The following is a 23,277-nucleotide window of genomic DNA, read 5'->3' as shown; positions in this document are numbered from 1 at the left end:
CGACCGAGGAGATCCCATGAGCGAACGCCAGCCGGCATCCGGCGGATCCATCGACGACACCGTCCTACGCGTGTGGACCGAGGTGCTGAAGGCCGAGCCGGACGGGCCGGCCACCCATTTCTTCGACTTCGGCGGGCACTCGCTGGCCGCGATGCGCGCCGTCACCCGGCTGCGTCGCGATCTGTCCGTCCCCGTCCCCACCCGCCTGATCTTCGACCACCCCGTGCTGTCCGACTTCACCGCGCAGGTGCGCACCCTCGTCGAGACCGCCGCCCAGTAGCCGTCCGTCCCGCGCTGCCGACCGTGCGCTGCAATCCCACCGGCGAAGGAGCAGACATGACCACGATTGCCGTGACTTACGACTACGGTTCCGTCAACGTGGCCGAGATCGCGATGGGCCTCGGCCACCTCGGCGACCTCGTCTTCGTCGGCGAGGACTCCCCGCACACCACCCCGCTGATCCCGCTCCTGCAGGACCTGGGCGAAGTCGTCCGCCTCGACCGCGGTTTCGACGAAGCGGCCGACCTTCTGGCCGTTCTCGCCCCGGACGCCATCGTGAGCTACAGCGACGCGATGCTGCCGGTCACCGCCCGGCTCGCCGAACGTCTCGGCCTGCCGTACCACAGTGTCAGGACCGCGTCCCTGCTCACCGACAAGTCCCGCCAGCGGCAGCGGCTGCGCGAGACCGGAGTGGAGGACGTGCGCAGCGCCGCCCTGACCACGCCCGGCGACTGGGCGGCCGCCGTCGCCGCCGTCGGACTGCCCGCCGTTCTCAAACCCGTCCACGGCCAGGGCAGCCGCGACGCCCACCTGGTCACCGACGCGGACGCCGGACGCGCCCTGTTCACCGCACTCATCGGCTCCGCGCAGCCGGCCGGGGCGCCCGTGTTCGTCCTGGAGGAGTACCTCGTCGGCCGGCCCAGCGAACCCTTCGGCGACTACGTCTCCGTCGAGACCGTCTGCACCCCCTCCGGCCGCGTCCCACTCGCCGTTTCCGGCAAGCTCCCCCAGCTCACGCCCTTCCGGGAGACCGGCCAGGTGTGGCCGTCGCCGCTGCCGAAGGAGGAGATCCAGCAGATCGAGGACCTGGTCGACCGCGCGCTGGACGCCCTGGGTGTGACCACCGGCATCACCCACACGGAGGTCAAGCTCACCGCCGACGGCCCCCGTATCGTCGAGGTGAACGGGCGACTCGGCGGCCGCATCAACGAGATGTGCCGGCGGGCGCTCGGCTTCGACTGCGTGGAGCTGTCCGGCCGCCTCGCCCTCGGGCTCACCGCCTGGACGCCGCCGCCGCCCCCGCGCGGCTTCCACTTCCAGTACATTCCCCCGGCCCCCGTCGAGGAATTCACCCTGGAGGAGGTGCACGGCATCGATGCGGTCCGGGCGTTGCCCGGTGTGGTCGCCTACCGTCCCACGGTCGAGCCCGGGGAGCACTGGCCGACCAGCGTCATGACCCGCCCACTCGACACCGTCACCGGAGCCGGCGGCAGTTTCGAGGAGGTCTTCGCGACCATGGAACGCGCCCGCCGCCTGCTGAGCTACACCTTCACCTTCGCCGGCGGCACCCGCACGCTCACGGCGGCCGAACTGGAACACCTGCCGGTCACCGTCCCCGGCGGGGAGGCACGGTGACCGGCCTCATCCACCACGCCGTCGCCAGGCAGGCCGCGCTGCGTCCCGGCGCCACCGCTGTGATCCACGGCTCGGCCCGTATCGCTTACGGATCTCTGGACGCCGGCGCCCGTGCTCACGCGGCCCGGCTCGCCCAGCTCGGCGTCGGGCCCGGGCACATCGTCCCCGTGGTGCTGCCGCGGGGCATCCGGCTGCTGACCGCGCTGCTCGCGGTGCTGCACACCGGCGCCGCGTACTGCGCCCTCGACCACCGCTGGCCGCGTGCTCACCTGGCCTCCCTGGCCCGCCGGCTGGGCGCGCCGCTCGTCGTGACCGACGAACCCGCAGGCTGGCCGGTCCCAGCCTGGACACTGCTGGACGATCCGGGTCCGGTCCCGGACGCGGCGCCGGCCGCCCCGCCGGGAGCAGGCGACGCTCCGGCGACGGTGTTCTTCACGTCCGGCACCACCGGACGGCCCAAGGCGGTGGTCTCCCCGCACCGGGCCACACTGCGGCTCTTCGGCGCCCCGACGTTCGCGGACTTCGGCCCCGGCCACGCCATGCCGCAGGCGGCGCCGGTGCCGTGGGACGCGTTCACGCTGGAGGTGTGGGGGATGCTCACCACCGGCGGCACCTGTGTCGTCCCCGAGGACGACCGCCTGCTGCCCGACGACCTGCGGGACCTCGCCGAACGACACGGCGTGGACCAACTGTGGCTCACATCCTCGCTGTTCAACCTGTTCGTCGATGAGGATCCCGACGCCTTCGGCGGGCTGCGCCGCGTCATGACCGGCGGCGAGCGGCTGTCGCCCGAGCATGTGGCGCGCTTCCTCGACCGGCATCCCGACATCGCGCTCGTCAACGGCTACGGCCCGGTGGAGAGTTGCGTGTTCGCCACCACTCACACCGTCTCCCGCGTCGACTGCGCGCTGCCGGACGGGATCCCGCTCGGCCGGCCGGTCCGCGGTACCGGAGTCCTGGTGCTGGACGGCGACGAGCCGGTGCCCCCCGGCACGACCGGCGAGATCTGCCTGACCGGCGCCGGGCTCGCCCTGGGCTACTTCGGCGAGGATCCGGCCTCGGCGAACTTCACCACCCACCGGCAGGACGGCCGGTCCGTCCCCCTCTACCGTACCGGCGACCTGGGCGTCCTCGACCCGGACGGCGTGCTGCACTACCGGGGCCGGGCCGATCGCCAGGTGAAGATCGCCGGCCACCGTGTGGAGCCCGCCGAGATCGAGACCACGGCGCGTGGACTGCCCGGCGTCCGGGACTGCGCCGTGCTGCCGTTGCCCGGCGACGACGGCGGATTCGACCGGCTCGCCCTCTTCTACACCGCCCGACCCGGCGCCGCTCCGCCCGAGGCCGTGCGCACCGCCCTCGCCGCCCGTCTCCCGCGCCACCTCGTCCCGGCGGTGATCACACCGCTGCCTTCCCTGCCGCGCACCCCGCAGGGCAAGCTCGACCGTCGTGCGCTGCTGTCCGCGACAGGTGGCTGACAGAACCGGCGCGCAGCCACGTCCGCTCACCGCCTGACTCGATGACGCGGGACGCCGGGCTGCCGGCCGCCCCGCGCCACGTCCCAAGGGCCTGTCTGGTGCCGTATGCCCCTGGTCCCCCGGACGTCCCGGGTGACGGCAGGCGTACGGCGGCGGCACCTACCTCGACACCAACGGCGTCTCCACCAAGAGCGGCGCCAAGTACAAGGTCTCGGCCACGAAGACCAAGGACCGCGGCCCCGGCACCGCGAAGTGGCACATCTTCGGCAAGACGTCCTCGCCCGCCGACGGCCACATCCGCACCGACGACATCGTGCACCTGCTCGACGACTACCAGTCCGCCAACGGCGGCTTCCTCGACACCAACGGCGCCGCCAACCAGTCCGGCGCCAAGTACGACGTCGTCACCAGCCACTACACCGACCGCGGCACCGGCACCGGCTCCTGGAAGGTGCTGCCGTCCAGCTGACCCGCCCCGGGCCTGCCGCCCGTGCGTGAAGCAGGCGCATGGGCGGCACCCCTCGCCCCGGGGGGCGATGCGTTCGGAGTGCGTTCACTGTGAACGCACCAACGCACGTTCATGCCTGCTCTCGTCCGGGATGACGGACGGTCACGCGCTCCCCTGCCACGTCAGGCATGTTCCTCGGCGGGCGGAGCATCGTTCATATGATCGCTCACGGCAACCGGCGTAGGGCGCCCTGAGTCGTTCGGAGACGGCTGTCCTAAGGTCACGTGCATGTCGAGGACCACACCGCCGCGCCCGCTCGATGTCGAGGCGCTGTTCCCGGAGCTGGCAGCCTACCGGGGCACCACCACCCGGCTCCACCCGCGCCCCGGCCGACCGGACGCAGCGACCAGTTCCGTGGGCGGTCCGCTGCTGTGGCCGATGGACGAACCCTGGCCGGTGTGCACCGAGCCGCACAGCCACGCGCGTGGCCGACGCCCGGTGGACATCCACCGCAAGCGGCGGATCCTGGCTTCCGCATGGCTCCGTGAACCGAACCCCGGTCCCACGGACGAGGAACGGCAGTCGCTGCGGGAGCTGGGCCGGGAACACTGCGTCCCAGATCCCGCTGCGAACGGTGCACTGCCACTGATCGGTCTCGCGCAGCTCTACCGGAGGGACATCCCCGACCTGCCGGCCGGACCGGACGACTGCGATCTGCTCCAGGTGTTCTGGTGCCCCTTCGACGCACACGGCCCGACCGGCTACGGCATGCTGTTGGACCTGCGCTGGCGCCGGTCGTGGGAGGTCACCGCGGTGCTGGAGTCACCGCCGCAGCCGCAGGTGGTCGGCTCCGAGGGATATGTGCCGGAGCCGTGCGTGCTGCACCCGGAGCAGGTGGCCACCTACCCGTTCGCCGGCCTCCTCCCAGACGACCTGTGCGCCCGGATCGACGCCTGGGAGGCGGCGCTGGAGGAGGAGCAGCCGACGGGTGAGGATGCCGCAGCGCCGGTGGGCTATCAGTACGACCTGTCCATCCCACCGGGCTGGCGCGTCGGCGGTTTCGCCTCCTGGCACACCACCGACCCCTCCCCCATGAACTGCCGGACCTGCTCGGCGCCGATGCACCTGCTGCTGACCGTCGACAGCTCGGAATGGGACGGCGGCAGCGGCAGCTGGAAGCCGCTGGAAGAACAGGGCCTCGCCGCCCACCATTCCGCTGAGCCGACCGAGGTCACCGTGGGGCGCTGGGGCCAGCTCAACGTCTTCGCCTGCCCGAGGGAACCCGGCCACCCGCACCGCTGGAGCATCCAGTAGGCCGCTCGGTCAGGACCTGTACAGCCGCCGAGGAGACATGTCGGCGCATGGGCCGTCCGGCAACGAACCGGCCGTCAGGCGGGCAAGCCACCACCCGCAAAGCGGCAGGCAGCCGCCGGTCGGCGGCTGCCTGCCGCCGAGACGTGAGGACCGCTAGCCGGCCCAGACGCCGGAGTTGTACGCGTCCGAGGCGAAGTGGAACTGGAACCGGGTGCCGTCCTCGACACCGGTGGCCACCACGGTCCACTGACCTGCCGGTGCGTACTTGTAGGAGTTGCACGTACTGCCCCCCGACGTCGGGTAGAAGCACACCTCCACATAGGCGGACTGGTGGGGCTTGATGTTGATGTCGGCGCAGTTGCTCGTCGTGGTGAGTCGGCCTGTGGTCGGGTACCACCTGGCACCTGTCGGTTTCGTGTACGATTTCGCGCTGCCGTAGCAGGACGTGACTGCGGCCCGGGTGGCCGCTGTCCTGGGGGCTGCGACCGGCACCGATCCGTGGATCGCCCGCGCCCGGCGCGCGCTGCGCGGGACCCGGCTGCCGCTGCTGTCCGGGCATCCGGCGACCCGGCCGCGACGGGCCACCGCGGATTCAAGGGCTCTGACCGCGAGGCCGGACTGCATCCGGGCGTCGATGGAACAGCCCACGATGCGGCCGGAGTACACGTCCTTGACGGCACACAGATACAGCTTGCCCTCACCGGTTGCGTGCTCGGTGATGTCCGTCAGCCACAAGCGGTTCGGCCCGGCTGCGGTGAAGTCCCGCCGCACCAGATCATCATGGACGGGCGGCCCGGCCTTGGCGTTCTTCCCACGGCTTCTGCGCTTGCCGAAGGCGCTCCACCACTCGTTGTCCCGGCATATCCGCCAGGCAGTCCGCTCGGCCATCGACTCACGGCGGCCCAGGCCTCGGCGAGAAGGAAGCGGTGACCGAACTCGGGATCGTCGCGATGCGCGTCGAAGAGGGCGTTGGCCCGGTGTGTCTCGGCGAGCTCGGCGTCGGTGACCGGTGAGGCCGGCCACCGGTAGCAGGGCTGGCGAGCCGGCCCGAGCACCCGGCACGTAACCGCCACCGGCACCCGGTGAGGGGCACCGGCGGCGGCCGGCTCGCGGACGAGCGGGTACATCGTATTGCCGGCAGGTTCGCCTGCGACAGATGCGCCGCGGCCCTCCGCAGGACCTCGTTCTCCTGCTCCAGCAGCCGGATCCGCTTGCGGGCCTCGCGCAGCTCGGCCGACTCACCCGACGCCGTCGCGGGCCTGGCGCCTCGTCGCTGTCGGCGCGGCGCAGCCGCTTCGACAGCCTGATCGGGTGGAGGCCGAAGCCGGCGGCGATCTGTTCCAGCGTGACGCCGGGCTCACGGTTGCGCGCGCCCCGCACGACGTCCTCGCGGAACTCCTTCGGATACGGCTTGGGCACTGCAACATCCTTCCAGGGCGCCTCTCAGCGAGCCGGTTCAGGTGTCACATATCGGTGCAGCAGTCCCTACCGAGCCGCGGTGCTTGGGCTGGTGCAGCAGCCCGTCGACCGGTGAGCCGCCTGGTGGGGTTCCACAGCAGGCTGGTCTCACCGGTGCCGGGTTCGCCCAGCACGAGTTCCACGCGGGGCGCCCTGTGCGCTCGGGCCAGGCCGGTGAGCAGTCTTCGGGCGAGGCCGCTCCTGTCAGCCCCGGGTGATGCGGAGCTGGCTTCGTCTCCTGCTGGTCGGGGAGGCGGCTCCAGTCCCGGGCTTCTTCCTCCATGGCCTGCTCGGGCGGGCGGCCTTGGCGAGGGAGTGGGCGTCGGTGGCCTTCGGCGGGCGCGGGCTCGAAGGCCTTGTGCAGGCCGGCGGGCCGCAGAGGCGGGAGGGTCAGCAGGAGCCGGAAGGGCTGGTCCGGTCGATCAGCTCGCTGAGCGTGACGGCCAGTTCTCCGACCGACTGTTCCCGGAGAAAGTGGTGGGCCGGAACAGGGATCCGGAGTGCTGACTGCAGTCGGCGCTGGAGGGCCAGCGCGGTCAGTGAGTCGATTCCCTGAGTGCGCAGCGGCCGGGTCAGGGAGATCCGGTGGGCCGGCGGGATGTCGAGGCACTTCGCGAGATCGCGGCAGAGGAACCTCTCGAAGATCTGCAGGCGGGCGTCACGCTGCAGCTGGCGCAGTGTCGCGAGATCGAGGGTGGCTGGTTCTCCTGACATGGTCTCATCCTTTCGTCCAACTTGGGGGTTCGGCTGCGAGGGGCGGGCCGGGAACTGTGCAGGGCGCGGGGCCGGGGCCCGGGGGCGGTCCGGCCCGTCCGGCCGGACCGGTGCAACCGCCGGCGGTGCAGCCGCCGGCCGTCCGGGGTCCGCACCGCCTCGCCCTCGGTGCAGCCGCCGGTGCCGAAGCAGCCCCCGGGCCGGGACTGGCGTGGGGCGGTTGCGAGGCGGACACGGGCAGCGGGTACGGGCGACGTGCGGTCGGAGGGGAACGCGGTGGTCTCGCGGAGTCCCCTCGACCGTGCCGTCGGTGAGTTCCGGCCGGCAGTCCTCGGTGAGGATCGTGCGGGGTCGGGTGTCGTCGGAGTGGTGGCCGTCCGGTGCGTCGAACAGGGTGCCGTGCCGGTCGGTCCGCTCGGAGATCCCGGCCCGGTCAGCGAGGAGCCGGACCTGTGTGCGCAGAGCGCCCGGGGGCCGGAGGGTGAGCCGGGCGCCTGTGCCCTTGCGCGGTCACCCCGGGCGGCCGCCGGTGATACGCCAGCCGCGGGGGTCATGGTGGTGCGGGATGCGTTCCGGGCGGCGCCAGACGGCGGTGGGCCGCTGGTCCTGCAGTCCGGGGCCCGCCGCGGCGAGCGCGGCGGCGCGGGCGAGGAGCACGGCGGTCAGCGCGGCGATGTCGGCGGGGCCGGCCTGGCCCTTCACGACACGGATGACGAGGCTGCCGTCCGCGCTGTCGGTGCCGCTCACTGCGGCGGGTTGCCGTGCTTGCGGGACGGCAGGTCGGCCTGTTTGCTGCGCAGCATGGCGAGCGAGCGGATGAGCGCGCGACGGGTGTCGCGCGGGTCGATGACGTCGTCGATGAGACCGCGTTCGGCCGCGTAGTAGGGGTGCATCAGCTCTGCCTGGTATTCCTTGATCTTCTGTGCGCGGACGGCCTCCGGGCAGTCCGCGGCAGCGATCTCGCGGCGGAAGATGACGTTGGCCGCGCCTTCGGCTCCCATCACGGCGATCTCGTTGGACGGCCATGCCAGGGCCAGATCGGTGCCGATGGAGCGGGAGTCCATCACGATGTACGCGCCGCCGTATGCCTTGCGGAGCACGAGGGAGATCCGCGGCACGGTGGCGTTGCAGTACGCGTAGAGGAGTTTCGCGCCGCGCCGGATGATCCCGTTGTGTTCCTGGTCCACACCCGGCAGGAAACCGGGAACGTCGATCAGCGTGACCAGGGGAATGTTGAAGGCGTCACAGAACTGGACGAACCTGGCGGCTTTCTCACTGGCGTCGATGTCGAGGACACCGGCGAAGGACGCGGGCTGGTTGGCGACGACACCGACGACCTCGCCGTCGAGACGGGCCAGCGCACAGACCATGTTGGTCGCCCAGCCGGGGTGGACCTCGAAGTAGTCGCCGTCGTCGACGATCTCCTCGATGACGGCGCGTATGTCGTAGACCCGGCTGGGGTCGTCGGGAACGAGTTCCAGCAACCGGTCGGTACGCCGGTCGGCCGGATCCGACCCGAAGGCCCTGGGCGGGAGGTCACGGTTGTTCGACGGCAGCAGGGACAGCAGGTGACGCACGTCCTCCATGCAGGAGCGCACGTCGTCGTAGGCGAAGTGGGCGACGCCGGAGGTGGTGGCGTGCACGTCCGCGCCGCCGAGGTCGTTCTGGGTGATCTCCTCTCCCGTGACGGCCTTGACCACGTCCGGGCCGGTGATGAACATCTGGGAGATGTCGCGGACCATGAAGACGAAGTCGGTGAGCGCCGGCGAGTAGGCGGCACCGCCCGCACACGGTCCGAGCATCACACTGATCTGCGGGATGACTCCCGATGCCCGGGTGTTGCGCTGGAAGATCCCGCCGTAACCGGCGAGCGCGGAGACGCCTTCCTGGATACGGGCGCCCGCACCGTCGTTGAGCGAGACCAGGGGCGCGCCTGCGGCCATGGCCATGTCCATGATCTTGTGGATCTTCTGCGCGTGGGCCTCGCCGAGGGCACCGCCGAAGATGCGGAAGTCGTGTGCGTACACGAAGACGGTACGGCCGTGGACCGTGCCCCAGCCGGTGATCACACCGTCGGTGTAGGGGCGTTTCCTCTCCAGTCCGAAGCCGGTGGCGCGGTGGCGGCGCAACATTTCGACCTCGGTGAACGAGCCCTCGTCGAGGAGCAGTTCGATCCGCTCGTGAGCGGTGAGCTTGCCCTTGGCGTGCTGGCGTTCGGTGGCGAGTGGATCGCCGTGCCGGGCGGCCTGTTTGATCAGGCCGAGTTCCTCGATACGGTCGGCAGCGCTCCACTGGCCGCGGTACTCGCGGTCACGCAGTCTGGGCCGGTCGATCACCTGATCGACTTCCTGTTCGATCGACATTGCTGTATCACGCTCCCCAGTCGGATGCTCAAGTGGTCGTGCCGTCGGCGTCGAGATCCACCGTCGCGCCGGGGTACAGCGCGGAGGTGGGCAGTCGGCGCAGGGTGAGCCGGTCGGGCGGTGCGCCGAGCACGGCGACGGCCGCGTGGTGCCGGGGGCCGGACTGCAGGTCGAGCACGGTCCAGCCGGCCGGCCGGCGGCGCGGGTCGGAACCCAGGTAGTCCTGAGCGGGGTCACGGGACAGGCCGGTGCCCAGTGCCTTGAGGTAGGCCTCCTTGCGGGTCCAGGTCCGGCCGAAGGCCGTGCGGCGTTCCTCGGTGTCCAGGTCCGCCAATTCCGCCTGTTCCTGCGGGTGCAGCGACGGAGTGCACAACTCGACGGTGTCGGCCCGTGGCAGCCGTTGGACGTCGATGCCGGTGACCTTGTGGGAGACGGCGACGGCGGCCATGCCGTGGCTGTGTGCCAGGGAGAAGTGCAGGGGCGGGTCGGGGTGGGCGACGGCCGGCCGGCCGTGCGGTCCGGCGCAGCCGGGGCAGGGCTCCCGCACGAACGGTACGTCGCGCGGGGGCAGTCCCAGGTAGGCGCCGAGCAGGCGGCGCAGCGCGACGTGTGCGCAGGCGTACGTCGCCGCGTCTGCGAGGCGTACGAAGGAGGCGGTGCGGCGGCGTTCGGTGTCGCTGAGGTCGGAGAGGTCCAGCAGTTCGGCGACGGTCTTCAGCCGGGGGCGGCGCACCAGCCATATGTCGAGCTGCCCGGGCAGGGGCAGCCGCGGGGTCAGGGACCTTTCAGGGGTGAGCAGTTTCCCGGTCACGTGGTGCTCGCGGCGTGGTGGGGGTCGGGGTGGTGGTGTCCGGTGCGCTGGTGCGGGCTGTTCCCGGACTGGTGGTCCGGGTGTGCCGGGACCGGCCGGGCTGTCGGTCCCGGCGGGACCCGGGCCTTCGTTGTCTGGTCCATGATCGTGCCCCCTCGTGGGGTGGGAGGACGGACGTCAGGTGCGTGGTGCGGACCGGGCGGCACGGGTGGCGGCGGCTGGTGTCAAGCCGGTGAGGCCGACCAGCAGTCCGAGCCCTCCGAGTGCGGCCACCAGGGTCAGGGCAGCCCGGCAGGCGCCGATCGCCGCGGCCGGCCCGGCGCCGGTGTCCGAGGCGGCGAGCAGCGCGGCGACCACGGCGACCACGACGACCGCGGCCAGTTGCACGGCCGTCTGGTAGAGCCCGCTGCCCGCACCGCGGTCGGCGGGCTCGAGTTCGCAGGTCGCTTGCATGTTCAGCGCGGCGAAGGACAGGACGAATCCCGCTCCCACCAGCAGCAGCGTCGGCAGCAGCCGGCCTGGGTAGTCGAGCGGCCAGGAGGGGCGTAGTTGCAGCAGGTAGCCGGCGAAGGCGCAGGCGGCGCCGGCCGCGATGAGGCGGGGCGCGCCGAACCGGGCGACCAGGCGCCCGGAGGCGAGTGCGGTGAGTGCCGGGGGCGCGGCGGCCGGCACGAGTGCCAGCGCCGTTTTCAGTGGTGACCAGCCGGCGACGGTCTGCATCTGGTGGGTGAGCACGAAGAGCAGGCCGAGGTAGGAGCCGTTGAGGCAGGCCGCGCCGAGCGCCGAGCGCCGGAGGGCCCGGCTGTGCAGTGGCCGGGTGCGCAGCAGCGGCTCGGCCGCGGTGCGTTCCACCGCCCAGAACACTCCCAGCAGCACCACCGCCACGGCCAGGGATCCTGTGGCCCGCAGGTCGTCCCAGCCTCGCCCGGGCAGCGCGGCGATGCCGTTGACGAGGGCCAGGAGCGCGCCGGCGAAGGTGACGGCGCCCGCGATGTCGTAGTGGCGAGTGGCGGTGGCGGGCGCGCCGCCCGCTGCGCCGTCCTGTGCGGGGATGAGGCGCAGCCCGAAGGCGAAGAGCAGCAGGACGACCGGGGCAGGGAAGGTGAAGGCCAGACGCCAGGTGTAGGTGGTCAGCCAGCCGGACAGGAGCAGGCCCGCGGTGAAGCCGCCGGCGCCGAAGAGGGCGTAGACGGACAGCGCCCGGGTGCGGGCGCGTCCTTCCGGGAAGGCGGTGGAGATGATGGCGAGCCCGGTGGGTGCCGTCAGGGCCGCGCAGAATCCCTTGACCAGGCGGGTGGCGAGCAGCAGCCCCGGTTCCTGGGCGAGCGCGCTGAGGACGGAGGCCGCGGCGAAGCAGCAGAGCGCCGCGAGGTAGACCCGGCGGCGCCCCAGAAGGCTCACCACTCGCGCGCCGAAGAGCATCAGTCCGCCGAAGCCGACGGCGAAGCCCGTCATCGCCCACTGGACTTCGGTCAGCGGCAGCGCGAGGTCCGTGGCGATCGAGGGCAGCGCCACGACCGCCACGGACACTTCGAGTGCGTCGATGAGCATGTTGCCGGCGAGGACGATCAGCAGCCCCCACAGCCGGAGGCTCCACCGTCCCTCCCCGGTGTCCGCCGCGGGCGGCGGAAGGGTCCTGGTCACGGTGTCATCCCAGGAGGGTGCCGCCGCTGGCGTCGACGAAGGAGCCGGTGATCCAGCGGGCGTCGTCGGACACGAGGAAGGCGATGACGTCGGCGACGTCCTGGGGTTCTCCGACCCGGTTGAACGCGGACAGCGCGGCCATGGCCTCGACGGCCTCGGGGATGTCGAACAGCGGGTTGCCGTTGCGGGTGATCCCGGGAGCGACGCTGTTGACGGTGATGCCCCGCGGGCCGAGCGCCTTGGCGAAGTGCAGGGCGAGCTGCTCGACGGCGCCCTTGCTCATGGCGTAGGCGATCTCGTCGGGGTTGGCGAACCGGGTCAGTCCGGAGGAGATGTTCACGATCCGCCCGCCGTCGGGCATGATCGCCAGGGCTCGCTGGATGATGAAGAACGGTGCCCTGGCGTTCACGGCGAAGATCCGGTCGAACTGTTCCGGTGTGGTGTCCTGCGGCTTGACCCCGCCCATCACACCGGCGTTGTTGACCAGGATGTTCAGCTCGGTGGAGCCGGTGCGTTCCTTCAGGCCCTGCTCCAGCGCGAGGAACAGCTCGTGCACGTCACCGGGCGTGCCGAGTTCGGCCTGTACGGCGAACGCCCGCCCGCCGTCCTTCTCGATCTCGGCGACGACCTCGGCCGCCGCGTCCTGGCTCGTGCCGTAGTGCACGGCGACGAGCGCGCCGTCGCGGGCCAGCCGGCCCGCGGTGGCCCGGCCCATGCCCCGGCTGGCGCCCGTGACGAGCGCGGTCTTTCCGGTCAGGTTGCCCATGTGCCCTCTCCTGCCCTTGTGTGTGCTGACATTGCGTGTGTCGGCATTGCGTGTGCCGGTGGGTGTGCTGGTGCCGGGTGTGCCGGTAATGGGTGTGCCGGATGGCCGGTCGGTGTGCGTGCGTGCCGGGCGCCCGGCCGGCGTGCCGGGGACGAACCAGCGGGCGAGCGCGGCCTGCAGGCCGTCCGGGGACCCGCCCGCCCAGGCGACGTAACCGTCGGGGCGTACCAGGACGGCGGGGTGGCCGCTCAGGGGGCCGCTGCCGCCGACGTGTGCCGTCACGGTGTCGACGGCAGCGGACCAGGACCGCGCGGACTGGACCAGGCGTGCACGCAGTTCCTCGTCGGGGGTGGTCACGAGCAGCAGTCCCCGTGCGGCGCGCAGCAGCCGGAGGGTGGTCGCGCCCGAGTCGAGCCGTACCTCGGGCAGCCGTGCCCCCACCGGCTCCGGTTCGTCCGCGGGCCCGTAGCGCACGTCCAGCCCGCTGATCATCCCGGCCAGATGCGCCCGGACCTGCTCGTAGGAGATCAGCTCCCCGATCACGGAGCGCAGCGCCTCCACCTCGGGCCCGCCGAGCAGCAGCCGGGCCTGCGCGCGGATGTTGGACAGCACCCGGCGTCCGATCTCGTGCCGTTCGTCGTGGTAGGTGTCCAGCAGGCCCTCGGGAGCGCGCCCGCGTACCGTCGCGGCGAGTTTCCAGCCGAGGTTGACCGCGTCCTGCAGGCCGAGGTTGAGCGCCTGGCCACCGATCGGCATCTGCTGGTGGGCGGCGTCCCCGGCGAGCAGTACCCGCCGGTCGCGGTAGCGCGCGGCCTGCCGGGAGGCGTCACCGAAGGAGTTGACCCACAGCGGGGTGCCGCCGGAGATGTCTTCCCCGGTGACATCACGCCAGGCTGTGACGATGTCCGCGAAGTCGGCCTCACCGGCGCGTGGCGGCGTGCCGAACCGGTGGACCATCACCCGGGTGACACCGTCCCCGCGGCGGGCGGCGATCGCCAGACCGTTCGGCAGCCGTTGGAACCGCCGGCCGGGGATGTCGATGCCTTCCACGTCAGCGCGGATCAGTTCCCGTTCGGCGTCGTTGCCGGGGAAATCGACAGCCGCGAGCCGTCGCACGGCCGACTTCTCGCCGTCACAGCCGACGACGTACGAACCGGTGAACCTCACGTGCCGTCCGGCGTGCTCGGCGACGACCTCCACACGGTCCGGATGCTGTGTCAGGGACACGACCGTGTGGCCGCGCAGCACCCTCGCCCCGAGCCGGGCCGCCCAGGCGCCGAGGATCTCCTCGGTGTCCACCTGCGGCACCTTCCACTGCCCCGGGTAGGAACCGGGCAGTGTGAGGTCCATCGGAAGGCCGCCGAAGTGTCCCCTGGGTTCTTGCGGCGGCAGGGGGTCACCGAAGCCGGCCGGGCCCTCGATCAGACCGCGCTGCTCGAAGATCTCCATGGTCCGTGCGTGCAGCGTGGACGCCCGGGACTCCGTCGTCGGGGCGTCCAGCTGTTCCAGCACGGTCACATCGGCGCCGCCGAGCCGCAGTTCACCGGCGAGCATCAGCCCGACGGGTCCGGCACCGACCACGACGACGTGCGTATCGACAGCGTCGGCGCCGGCCATGGGTCAGCGCCTCGCTTCGGCGTAGGCCTTGGCGTGGCCCAGAGTGGCGCGGCTGTTGGTGCTCAGTGCGGTGCGCACGTATTCCCGGGCCTCGGCCACGCCTGCCTCGGGCCCGAGGATCTTCTGGATGTTCTCGGGGCGCAGTACGACGGTGTGCTGCGACGAGGCGAGGCTGCCGGTCTCCGTCTCGCGGAACGTCCAGTAGCCGGTGTGCAGGTTCATCAGGGCCGGCAGGGTGGTCTGCTTGTAGGCGATCTTCCGGCCTTCCAGGCAGACGCGGTAGGACTTGGTGGTGTGGGTGGAGCCGTCCTTGGCGCGGGTGTCCATCTCCAGGGTCTGCAGGCCGGGAGTGTCCTCGGTGAGCCGTACGGTCGCCACGTGCGGCAGCCGTTCGGACCACAGGCCGGCGTCGTTGACGAAGTCGTAGCAGTCCTTGGCGGAGCCGTCGACCTCGACGGTGTCCTCGAAGGAGAAGGTGAGTTCCTCCGACGCGGCGGCGAACTCGACGTTGGTCTTCAGGGCCGCGAGTTCCGAGCGGGAGTTGCGGTCCACGGCCTCCTCGATCCAGGCCAGGCCCGCCGGGTCGTCGTCGACGGCCGTGTAGTCGTGCAGCAGCCGGACCGACGACGTCTGTCCGTCGAGCGGCTCGATGATCCAGGTGCCGCCCATGGTCGCGACCGGCGGGGTGGAGACCTGCTGGCGGAAGGTGATCGTGAGGGCCTCGGGGTCCAGGACACGGCGGGAGGTCCAGTTCTTGGCCTCGCCGTTGGCGGTCGCCCAGATCCGGATCAGTTCCTCGTTGCCGGAGCGCTCCAGGTGGTCGACGTAGATGGTCGGCGGGAATATCCGCGGCCAGTTCGCGACGTCCGCGATCAGCCGGTAGACCTCGGCGGCCGGAGCGGAAATCGTGATCTGGTGCTCGACTTCCCGCAGCTCGGATGGGGACATGTGTGAACTCCTCGGAGGGTGTGCGGTGGCGGCGGGGTCAGAAGTTGCCCAGGCCGCCGCAGACGTTGAGGGCCTGAGCGGTGATGGAGGCGGCGGTGTCGGAGGCGAGGTAACCGACGAGGCCGGCGACTTCCTCGGGCGTGGAGTAGCGGCCGAGGGGGATCTTCGCCGTGAACTTGTCGAGGATGGCGTCCTCGGTGGTGTCGTAGGCGGCGGCGTACCCGGCGCGGACGCGCTGGGCCATCGGGGTCTCGACGTAGCCGGGGCAGACCGCGTTGACGGTGATGCCGGTGGGGGCGAGTTCGTTGCCCAGGGCCTTGGTGAAGCCGACGACTCCGTGCTTGGAAGCGGAGTAGGGGGCGCCGAGGACCACGCCCTGCTTGCCGGCGGTGGAAGCGATGTTGATGATCCTGCCGCGGTTCTTGTGACGCATGCCGCCGGTGTTCAAGACAGCGCGGGTGAGACGGAACACGCTGTTGAGGTTGGTCTCGACGACGTCGTACCAGAGATCGTCCTCGATGTCGGCGGTGACACCGCCACCGGACCGGCCGGCGTTGTTGACCAGCACGTCGACGGTGTCGTAGCGGTCCACGGCGGCCTTGACGAAGGTCTCGATCGACGGTGCCGAGCGGACGTCGAGGACGCCGCCGTCGACCTCCAGGCCCTGGGCGCGCAGTTCCTTGACGGTCCGGGCGACGTTCTCGGCGTCGCGGGCGCCGATGAAGACCCGGTGGCCCTGCTGGGCCAGCAGTTGCGCGACCGCGAGGCCGATTCCGCTGGTGGCCCCGGAGACGAGGGCGACCCGCTGGTGCTTGTCGGACATGTCTGGTGCTCCCTTGTAGGCGCTTGTGGTCGTGTGTCTGCTGCTGGGCAGGGGTGTGCCCCGGTCCGGGGGGGGGGCCGCCGGAACCCGGCCCAGGGGGGCGGGTACCGGCGGCCGGTGTGTGTGAGAGAGAGGGGGGTGGTGCGGTGGCGCGGGTCAGGCCGCGTTGGCGGTCTCGGCGAGCTGGGCGTTGACCAGGTCCAGCAGAGCGCGGGGGGTCTTGGCCTCGGTCACCACGCTGTCGTCGAGCGAGATGCCGTAGTCGCGCTCGATCCGGCCGCAGGTTTCCAGGATGGCCAGCGACTCGTAGCTGAGCTGCTCGAATTCGGTGTCGAGGATGTCACCGTCGAGATCGACGCTTTCGTCGACCCCGGCGGCCTCCAGGAGGATCCGCTTGAGGTCGTCGAGGGTGAAGGGCTGGGTGGCCACAGGTAGTTCCTTTCTCTTCTGGGAATTTCGGGGCCCGGACACGCCCCCGGGAAGGGCCGGAGGACGTTCACACCGGGCACCCGGACACGGGCGCAGGCACGGGCACGGGCACGGGCGCAGGCACAGGCACGGGGCAGGCACAGGCGCAGGCACAGGCACAGGAGAGACGAGTGGACCGGTCGGACAGACACATCCGGTGCTGACCGGTCCGGGCAGCGGACGCACGGGGCGCCGGTCCCGGCTCACGCCCTGGCTGGAGGCCGTGACCGGCCGCGTCCTGCGGCCGGCCCGTGCAGGCAACGCCGCCGGAGACGGGCCGTGGACTGCGGCCGGCCGGGCGTCCACCGGGCGGGTGCCGGGCGGGTGCCGGGCGGGTCAGGCCGAGCGGACGACGAGGGCCGAGTTGAAACCGGCGTGGCCGCGCGCCAGGACCAGAGCGGTGCGCACCTCCATGGCGCGCGGCTCGCCGGTGAGCAGGTCGAGGCCGTAGGACTGGTCGGGGTCGACGTTGGTGGTGGCCGGGACGACACCGTCCCGGATGGCGAGCAGCGCCGTCGCCACGTCGAGCGGGGCGGCACCCGAGTAGAGCCGGCCGGTCATCGTCTTGGGCGCGGTGACGAGCACGCCACGCGGCCCGAACACGTCGTTCAGCGCCTCGGCCTCGATCCGGTCGAGGTCGGGCACGGCCGCCGCGTCGGCGAAGACGACGTCGATGTCGCCGGCGTCCACCTCCGCGTCGGCCAGGGCGAGTTCGATCGCCTTGCGCAGTCCGGGCGGGCGCCCGCTGCCGGGCGCGGGGTCGAAGGTCGCACCGTAGCCGGCGATCTCGCCGTACACCCGTGCGTCCCGGCGGGCCGCTGCCTCCTGCGACTCCAGGATGAGGATGGCGCCGCCCTCACCCGGTACGTGGCCGGCCGCGGCGGCGTCGAACGGCAGGTAGGCCCGGTCGGGCTCCTCCGACGTGGCCAGCCGGCCGCCGGCCAGCTGCGCCACCCAGCCCCACGGGCAGATCGAGGCGTCGATCGACCCGGAGACGATGAGCTGGGTTCCCTTGCGGATCTGACGGCGGGCGTGAGCCAGCGCGTCCAGTCCGCCGGCCTGGTCGGAGACGACCACACCGCTGGGGCCCTTCATGCCGTTGCGGATGGAGACCTGGCCGCTGTTGACGGCGTAGAACCAGGCGAAGGACTGGTAGGCGGAGACGTACTGGCTGCCCCGGCTCCACAGTTTCTGCAGCTCGCCCTGGCCGAACTCGAAGCCGCCCGAGGAACTGGCGGTGACCACGCCCATGTCGTAGGCGGGCAGTTCGGCGGGCACCACACCCGCATCGGCCAGCGCCCAGTCGGTGGCCACCAGGGCGAGGCGGGTCATGTGGTCGGTCTGGGCGAGCAGCCGGCTCGGCAGATGGTCCGCGGCGGTGAATCCGGGGACCTGCCCGGCCAGCTTGGCCGGGTAGCCGGACGGGTCGAAACGGGTGATACGGGCGATGCCGTTCTTGCCTGAGCGGCAACCCGCCCAGTAGTCCGCCGTGCCCAGGCCGTTGGGAGCGGCGATGCCGATCCCCGTCACCACCGTCCGCGCAGTGGCCGTGCTCATGCCGCGCTCCTCTCCGGTCGGGCGAGCACCATCGCGCTCTGGAAGCCCCCGAACCCGCTGCCGACCGTCAGCACCGCGTCGGTGCGGTGCTCGCGTGCCGTCAGCGGCACGTAGTCCAGGTCGCACTCGGGGTCGGGCGTGTGCAGGTTCGCCGTCGGAGGCACCACGCCGTGCTCCATGGCGAGGACCGACGCGGCGATCTCGATCGAGCCGATCGCACCGAGCGAGTGCCCCACCATCGACTTGATGGAGGACACCGGAGTCCGGTAGGCGTGATCGCCCAGGCTCTTCTTGAACGCGGCGGTCTCGTGCCGGTCGTTCTGCTTCGTTCCGGAGCCGTGCGCGTTGATGTAGTCGATGTCCTCGGGGTTGAGGCGGGCCTCGCCCAGCGCGACCGTGATGGCCTCGGCCATCTCCAGGCCGTCCGGACGCAACCCCGTCATGTGGAAGGCGTTGCAGCGCGAGGCGTAGCCGGCGATCTCCGCGTAGATGTGCGCGCCGCGCTTCTTCGCGGCCTCGAGCTCCTCCAGTACGAACACCGCGGAGCCCTCGCCGAGCACGAAGCCGTTGCGGGTGCCGTCGAAGGGCCGCGAGGCGTGCTCGGGGTCGTCGTTGCGCGGGGTGGTGGCCTTGATCGCGTCGAAGCAGGCCAGGGTGATCGGCGAGATCGGGGCGTCGGTGGCGCCGGCCACCATGGCGCACGCCGAGCCCTCACGGATCAGTTCCACCGCGTGCCCGACCGAGTCCAGGCCGGAGGTGCAGCCGGTGGAGACCACCGTCGTGGCGCCCTCGGCGCCCACCGACCACGCCACCTCGGCGGCGAAGGAGCTGGGCACCAGGTAGTTGTACAGGTGCGGGACGGCGTAGGTGTGGTCCACCAGGTCGAGCCGGCCGCCGTCGCTGACGACCCGGTATTCCTGGTCGAGTCCCATGGTCGCGCCGACCGCGCTGCCGATGGTGACACCGACCCGGTACGGATCCGCGCCGGACAGATCGAGGCCGCTGTCCGCGAGTGCCTCGCGGGCGCTGACCACCGCCAGTTGCGCCGCCCGGTCCATCCGGCGGATCTCCTGGGGGCTCAGGCCGTGCTCTTCCGGATCGAAGTCGATCTCGGCGGCGACCCGGGACCGGAAGGAAGACGGGTCGAAGAAGGTGATGCCGCGGGTGGCGGTGCGGCCCTCACTGAGCAGGTTCCAGAAGTTCTTCGTGCCCACACCACCGGGAGCGCTGACGCCGACTCCGGTGATGACCACTCGCCTGGCGCTCACGCCCGGCCCTCCCAGTCGTAGAAACGCGTGGCGACCGCGTCCGCCGGAGAGCGCCACGTCGCCGGGTCATAGGCCTGTATGAACGGCTTGAGGTCCTCGCTGATCTGCACGAAGCGCGGGTCGGTCTTGGCCGCCTCGATCAGCTGGCCGCCGTTGTCGGTGTCGAAGTCCTGCAGGTGGAAGTAGAGCCCCCTGTAGGCGAAGAGCTGACGCCGCCGGGTGCCCATCAGGTGCGGCATCTCGGTGTTGTCGAACTCCTTGAACAGGCGGGCCACTTCGTGGCTGCTGCCCGGGTCCATCCGGGCGACGATCAACGTGCTGTGCATGGTCTCTCCTTCGGGCCAGGGGCCGCAGGGGGGTGGGGTCGGTGGGGTCAGCGGGCCGGGCCGAACCAGCGGTCGAGGGACATCGGGAGATCGGCGTAACTGCCCGGAGCGGCCCAGGCCACATAGCCGTCGGGACGGACCAGCACAGCGGTGGTGCCCTGCAGGACGCTGTCCTCGGGCAGGTCAGGGGCCGCCGCGACGATGTCGATCCGGTCCAGCCAGGGCCAGGCACGGTCGTGCAGTCGGTCGTTGCCGGTGAAGTCCAGCAGCACACCCCGCCCGGCGTGCAGCGCTTCGGTGCTGGAAGACACCAGCTTGTGACCCTTCAGCTTCACATTGGGCAGCCGTCGGCCGAGCAGCGGGTGCGATCCGCCGTCAAGGTCGTAGCGGATCTCCAGGCCGGAGACCATCGCCGCGAAGTGCCGGCTGACCTCGGGGTAGCGGATCAGCTCGCCGAGCACGTCACGCAACGGCTGGACCTCGGGCCCGGACAGGAACAGCAGGCCTTGGGCACGGGTGTTCATCAGCAGGCGCTGTCCCACCGGGTGCCGCTCGGCGTGATACGTGTCGAGCAGCGACTCCGGGGCCCGCCCGCGGATCACGGCGCCCAGCTTCCAGCCGAGGTTCACCGAGTCCTGGATACTGGTGTTCATGCCCTGGCCGCCGGCGGGGAGGTGGATGTGCGCGGAGTCACCCGCGAGGAACACCCGGCCCCGCCGGTATTCGGTGACCTGACGGGTGGCATCACCGAACGACGACACCCACACCGGTTCGGCGTGTGAGATGTCGTCACCGGTCAGCCGCTGCCAGGCCGCCGCGACCTCGTCCCAGGCGGGGGGCTTGTCGCGTCGCTGCGGCGGGGTACCGCGCTCACAGACGATCAGCCGGGTGACACCACCGGGCAGCGGGCCGACCATCACCATGCCGCCGGGAAGGGTCTCACCGATCATGCGGGGCTGCAGCTCGATCCCACGGACGTCGGCGAGGAACATCTCCAAGGTCGCGGCCGTACCCGGGAAATCGAAACCGAGCGTCTTACGGATCGTCGAACGGCCACCGTCACAGCCGACCAGGTACTCGGCGCGCAGGTGCTGCACACCGTGGGGGCCGCGCACCTCGACCTCGACGCTGTCCTCCTTCTCCTTGACCGACAGAACCTCGTGGCGGCGCCGGATGTCCGCGCCCAGCTGCGTGGACCACTCCTCCAGCACGGTCTCGGTGACCGACTGCGGAATGCTCTTGGCAGCCTGGTGCGCCCCGTCGAGGACACCGAAGTCCACGGGCAGGCCCCCGAAATGGCCCACGTTGCTGACTTCGATGTCCCCGAAACGCGGGAGCAGTCCGCGCTGGTCGAATATCTCCATGGTGCGGGCGGTGAAGCCGAGACCGCGGGACTCGCCGGTACGGGCGGGCAGCTTCTCCAGGACGATGACGTTCACGCCCGCGAGCCGCAGCTCGCCCGCGAGCATCATGCCGGCCGGTCCGGCGCCCACAACGATGACTTGTGCGTCCATGACACTCCTCGGGAACAACCCGCCCTCCGGGCGGGGAAGAACGGGTCAGAGGCAGATCAGAGGTTCAGCCGCCCGATGGCCTGGTTGGCCACGTGGGCGGCCGCCGCGTGCCGCGGGTCGGGCGCGAGCGCCTCGTGCCGGACGGCGACCTCGGCGAGCTTGATGGTGTGTTCGTCACCGACCTGGACGGCTTGTGCGAAGACCTCCTGCACGCCGGGGGCCTCCGGCAGCACCGCCGCCGGGGACGGCGTGGCGTGGAACCAGTCGAGCATCGTGCGGCTGACCGCCCGCGCGACCAGGTAGGAGGGCCAGCGCTGCTCGGGCGGCAGGTGCTCGGCCACCAGGCGTACGGCGGCAGGCCCGGTGACCGCGTGGATCAGCGGAATGGGGTGGTGCTGGGAGACGGTGGCGTAGATCCCGGCGTACTCGGCGACCAGATCGTCAAGTGCCCGCACGGCCGGGTCGCGGCCGTCGCCTCCCTCGGCGGCCGTCTCCGGTCCCGGCTGCGCGCCTGCGTCCGCCGTGCCCGCCCGGACGCCGCCGGCCGAGTAGCGTGAGGCCCAGTAACCCAGCCCCTGCGCCAGCTCGCCCAGCTGGCGGCGGTTGTCACCGTCGGCGGCCGCCACCGCGCGGACCGCGTGCGCGGTGCGGATCACGCCGTGCGTCAGCATGCCCGACATGCCGGGCAGCAACCGCGGCCACCAGCGAGCGAGGACCTCGGTCCATGGTTCCCCGGTCAGCTCCCGCTCGAAGAGAGCCGTCCAGTCGGCGACCCGGGAGAAGTCCCCGAGCGCCGCTTTCCAGTCCTGCGGGTCGGCCGGGTCGATGGTCCACCGGCGCTCGGGCACGTCGTGGTAGCGGTACTTGCGCAGATTCCGCTCGACCCAGCCCGGGACCTCGTCGGCGTACCCCATGTGGGCCAGGGCCTCGGCGGCCATCGGGGCATGGTTGACGAAACTCCGGCCGTGCTCGAAGCCCACCGGACGCAACCGCTCGAGTGCCTCGTTGACGGCGTCCGTGTAGGTGAGTGATGCCACGTCGATCAGTCCTTGATGTCACAGACCGCGGCACCGGAGGAGAGGGCCTGACCCGCCTCGGCGGCGAGCGCGGTCACGGTGCCGGACTTGTGGGCGTTGAGGGGCTGTTCCATCTTCATCGCCTCCAGGACCACGACCAGGTCACCCTCCTCGACTTCCTGGCCTTCCTCGACGGCGACCTTGACGATGGTGCCCTGCATGGGGGAGGTGAGGGTGTCGCCGGAGGCGACGGGGCCGGACTTCTTCGCGGCGCGGCGTTTGGGCTTGGCGCCGGCGGCGAGGCCGGTGCGGGCCAGGGACATGCCGAGCGAGGCGGGGAGAGAGACCTCCAGGCGCTTGCCGCCGACCTCGACGACGACCGTCTCACGGCCGGCGTCCTCCTCCGCCTCGGTGTCGGCGGGGGCGGCGAATGGCTTGATGTCGTTGACGAACTCGGTCTCGATCCAGCGGGTGTGGACGGTGAAGGGGTCGGTGGAGCCGGTCAGTTCGGGGGCGAAGGCGGGGTCGCGGACCACGGTGCGGTGGAACGGGATCGCGGTGGCCATGCCCTCGACGGTGAACTCGTCCAGCGCGCGGGCGGCGCGCTGGAGGGCTTCGGCGCGGGTGCGGCCGGTGACGACGAGTTTGGCGAGCAGGGAGTCCCAGGCGGGGCCGATGACGCTGCCGGACTCCACGCCCGCGTCCAGCCGGACGCCGGGACCCGACGGCGGCGTGAACGTCGTCACCGTGCCGGGGGCGGGCAGGAAGCCCCGGCCGGGGTCCTCGCCGTTGATGCGGAACTCGAAGGAGTGGCCGCGCAGCGGCGGGTCGTCGTAGCCGAGTTCCTCGCCGTCGGCGATGCGGAACATCTCGCGGACCAGGTCGATGCCGGCGACCTCCTCGGTGACCGGGTGCTCGACCTGCAGGCGGGTGTTGACCTCCAGGAAGGAGATCGTGCCGTCCTGGCCGACGAGGAACTCGCACGTGCCGGCGCCCTCGTAGTGGGCCTCCTTCAGGATGGCCTTGGAGGCCCGGTACAGCTCGGCGACCTGGGTCTCGGACAGGAACGGCGCGGGCGCCTCCTCCACCAGCTTCTGGTGGCGGCGCTG

Annotated in this window: 22 protein-coding genes; 5 read left to right on the top strand and 17 right to left on the bottom strand. The window is 71.5% G+C overall.

Annotation, left to right across the window (positions count from 1 at the left end; translation table 11 throughout):
- Positions 1-16 precede the first annotated feature (16 nt).
- From ACH4ZX_RS33585 to ACH4ZX_RS33565, 5 genes are all read left to right on the top strand, one after another.
- Positions 17-280, top strand: coding sequence for a phosphopantetheine-binding protein (locus tag ACH4ZX_RS33585; RefSeq protein ID WP_398281210.1), 264 nt, complete (start codon positions 17-19; stop codon positions 278-280).
- A gap of 56 nt (positions 281-336) precedes the next feature.
- On the top strand, positions 337-1,635 hold the full coding sequence (locus tag ACH4ZX_RS33580; RefSeq protein ID WP_398281207.1) for an ATP-grasp domain-containing protein: 1,299 nt from the start codon (positions 337-339) through the stop codon (positions 1,633-1,635).
- Positions 1,632-3,113 (top strand): amino acid adenylation domain-containing protein, encoded by a 1,482-nt coding sequence (locus ACH4ZX_RS33575; protein ID WP_398281204.1) that lies wholly within the window; start codon positions 1,632-1,634, stop codon positions 3,111-3,113. The genes ACH4ZX_RS33580 and ACH4ZX_RS33575 overlap by 4 nt, the downstream gene beginning before the upstream one ends.
- Before the next feature lie 313 nt (positions 3,114-3,426).
- On the top strand, positions 3,427-3,582 hold the full coding sequence (locus ACH4ZX_RS33570) for a hypothetical protein (protein ID WP_398281201.1): 156 nt from the start codon (positions 3,427-3,429) through the stop codon (positions 3,580-3,582).
- A 267-nt stretch (positions 3,583-3,849) separates the two neighbouring features.
- Entirely contained in the window at positions 3,850-4,875 is a 1,026-nt protein-coding gene (locus ACH4ZX_RS33565; protein ID WP_398281198.1) for a hypothetical protein, read from the top strand.
- Positions 4,876-5,028: 153 nt separating this feature from the next.
- Here the strand turns inward: ACH4ZX_RS33565 and ACH4ZX_RS33560 are convergent, their stop codons facing one another.
- The 17 genes from ACH4ZX_RS33560 to ACH4ZX_RS33480 all read right to left on the bottom strand — a co-directional run.
- Positions 5,029-5,763 carry a transposase gene (locus ACH4ZX_RS33560; protein ID WP_398281195.1) on the bottom strand — a complete coding sequence of 245 codons (735 nt, stop codon included), beginning with the start codon at positions 5,761-5,763 and terminating at the stop codon, positions 5,029-5,031.
- A gap of 960 nt (positions 5,764-6,723) precedes the next feature.
- Positions 6,724-7,047, bottom strand: coding sequence for an acyl carrier protein (locus ACH4ZX_RS33555; protein ID WP_398281192.1), 324 nt, complete (start codon positions 7,045-7,047; stop codon positions 6,724-6,726).
- Positions 7,048-7,557: 510 nt separating this feature from the next.
- Positions 7,558-7,794, bottom strand: a complete 237-nt coding sequence (locus ACH4ZX_RS33550) for an acyl-CoA carboxylase epsilon subunit (RefSeq protein WP_398281189.1) — start codon at positions 7,792-7,794, stop codon at positions 7,558-7,560.
- On the bottom strand, positions 7,791-9,410 hold the full coding sequence (locus ACH4ZX_RS33545; RefSeq protein WP_398281186.1) for an acyl-CoA carboxylase subunit beta: 1,620 nt from the start codon (positions 9,408-9,410) through the stop codon (positions 7,791-7,793). The genes ACH4ZX_RS33550 and ACH4ZX_RS33545 overlap by 4 nt, the downstream gene beginning before the upstream one ends.
- A 28-nt stretch (positions 9,411-9,438) precedes the next feature.
- Positions 9,439-10,221 (bottom strand): 4'-phosphopantetheinyl transferase family protein, encoded by a 783-nt coding sequence (locus ACH4ZX_RS33540; protein WP_398281183.1) that lies wholly within the window; start codon positions 10,219-10,221, stop codon positions 9,439-9,441.
- Entirely contained in the window at positions 10,218-10,364 is a 147-nt protein-coding gene (locus tag ACH4ZX_RS33535) for a hypothetical protein (protein ID WP_398281180.1), read from the bottom strand. The genes ACH4ZX_RS33540 and ACH4ZX_RS33535 overlap by 4 nt, the downstream gene beginning before the upstream one ends.
- Before the next feature lie 34 nt (positions 10,365-10,398).
- Positions 10,399-11,865 (bottom strand): MFS transporter, encoded by a 1,467-nt coding sequence (locus ACH4ZX_RS33530; RefSeq protein ID WP_398281177.1) that lies wholly within the window; start codon positions 11,863-11,865, stop codon positions 10,399-10,401.
- Positions 11,866-11,869: 4 nt separating this feature from the next.
- Positions 11,870-14,248, bottom strand: a complete 2,379-nt coding sequence (locus tag ACH4ZX_RS33525) for an SDR family oxidoreductase (protein WP_398281174.1) — start codon at positions 14,246-14,248, stop codon at positions 11,870-11,872.
- A gap of 3 nt (positions 14,249-14,251) precedes the next feature.
- Entirely contained in the window at positions 14,252-15,196 is a 945-nt protein-coding gene (locus tag ACH4ZX_RS33520; RefSeq protein WP_398281171.1) for an aromatase/cyclase, read from the bottom strand.
- A 37-nt stretch (positions 15,197-15,233) separates the two neighbouring features.
- Positions 15,234-16,019, bottom strand: coding sequence for a 3-oxoacyl-ACP reductase FabG (gene fabG, locus ACH4ZX_RS33515; protein ID WP_398281168.1), 786 nt, complete (start codon positions 16,017-16,019; stop codon positions 15,234-15,236).
- Between the two features lie 156 nt (positions 16,020-16,175).
- Positions 16,176-16,448, bottom strand: a complete 273-nt coding sequence (locus tag ACH4ZX_RS33510) for an acyl carrier protein (protein WP_351894915.1) — start codon at positions 16,446-16,448, stop codon at positions 16,176-16,178.
- 375 nt (positions 16,449-16,823) lie between these two features.
- Entirely contained in the window at positions 16,824-18,044 is a 1,221-nt protein-coding gene (locus tag ACH4ZX_RS33505; protein WP_398281165.1) for a ketosynthase chain-length factor, read from the bottom strand.
- On the bottom strand, positions 18,041-19,312 hold the full coding sequence (locus ACH4ZX_RS33500) for a beta-ketoacyl-[acyl-carrier-protein] synthase family protein (protein ID WP_398281162.1): 1,272 nt from the start codon (positions 19,310-19,312) through the stop codon (positions 18,041-18,043). The genes ACH4ZX_RS33505 and ACH4ZX_RS33500 overlap by 4 nt, the downstream gene beginning before the upstream one ends.
- Positions 19,309-19,638, bottom strand: coding sequence for a TcmI family type II polyketide cyclase (locus ACH4ZX_RS33495; RefSeq protein WP_398281159.1), 330 nt, complete (start codon positions 19,636-19,638; stop codon positions 19,309-19,311). The genes ACH4ZX_RS33500 and ACH4ZX_RS33495 overlap by 4 nt, the downstream gene beginning before the upstream one ends.
- Before the next feature lie 47 nt (positions 19,639-19,685).
- Positions 19,686-21,152, bottom strand: coding sequence for an FAD-dependent monooxygenase (locus ACH4ZX_RS33490; protein WP_398281156.1), 1,467 nt, complete (start codon positions 21,150-21,152; stop codon positions 19,686-19,688).
- Between the two features lie 56 nt (positions 21,153-21,208).
- Positions 21,209-22,189, bottom strand: coding sequence for a hypothetical protein (locus ACH4ZX_RS33485; RefSeq protein ID WP_398281153.1), 981 nt, complete (start codon positions 22,187-22,189; stop codon positions 21,209-21,211).
- A gap of 5 nt (positions 22,190-22,194) precedes the next feature.
- On the bottom strand, positions 22,195-23,277 hold a 1,083-nt coding region (locus tag ACH4ZX_RS33480; RefSeq protein ID WP_398281151.1), incomplete at its 5' end, for a biotin/lipoyl-containing protein.

The organism is Streptomyces sp. NPDC020490 (genome assembly GCF_044335305.1).
Lineage (GTDB): Bacteria > Actinomycetota > Actinomycetes > Streptomycetales > Streptomycetaceae > Streptomyces.
Note: the sequence above shows the minus strand (reverse complement) of the source record. Positions and strands in the feature narration are given on the sequence as shown.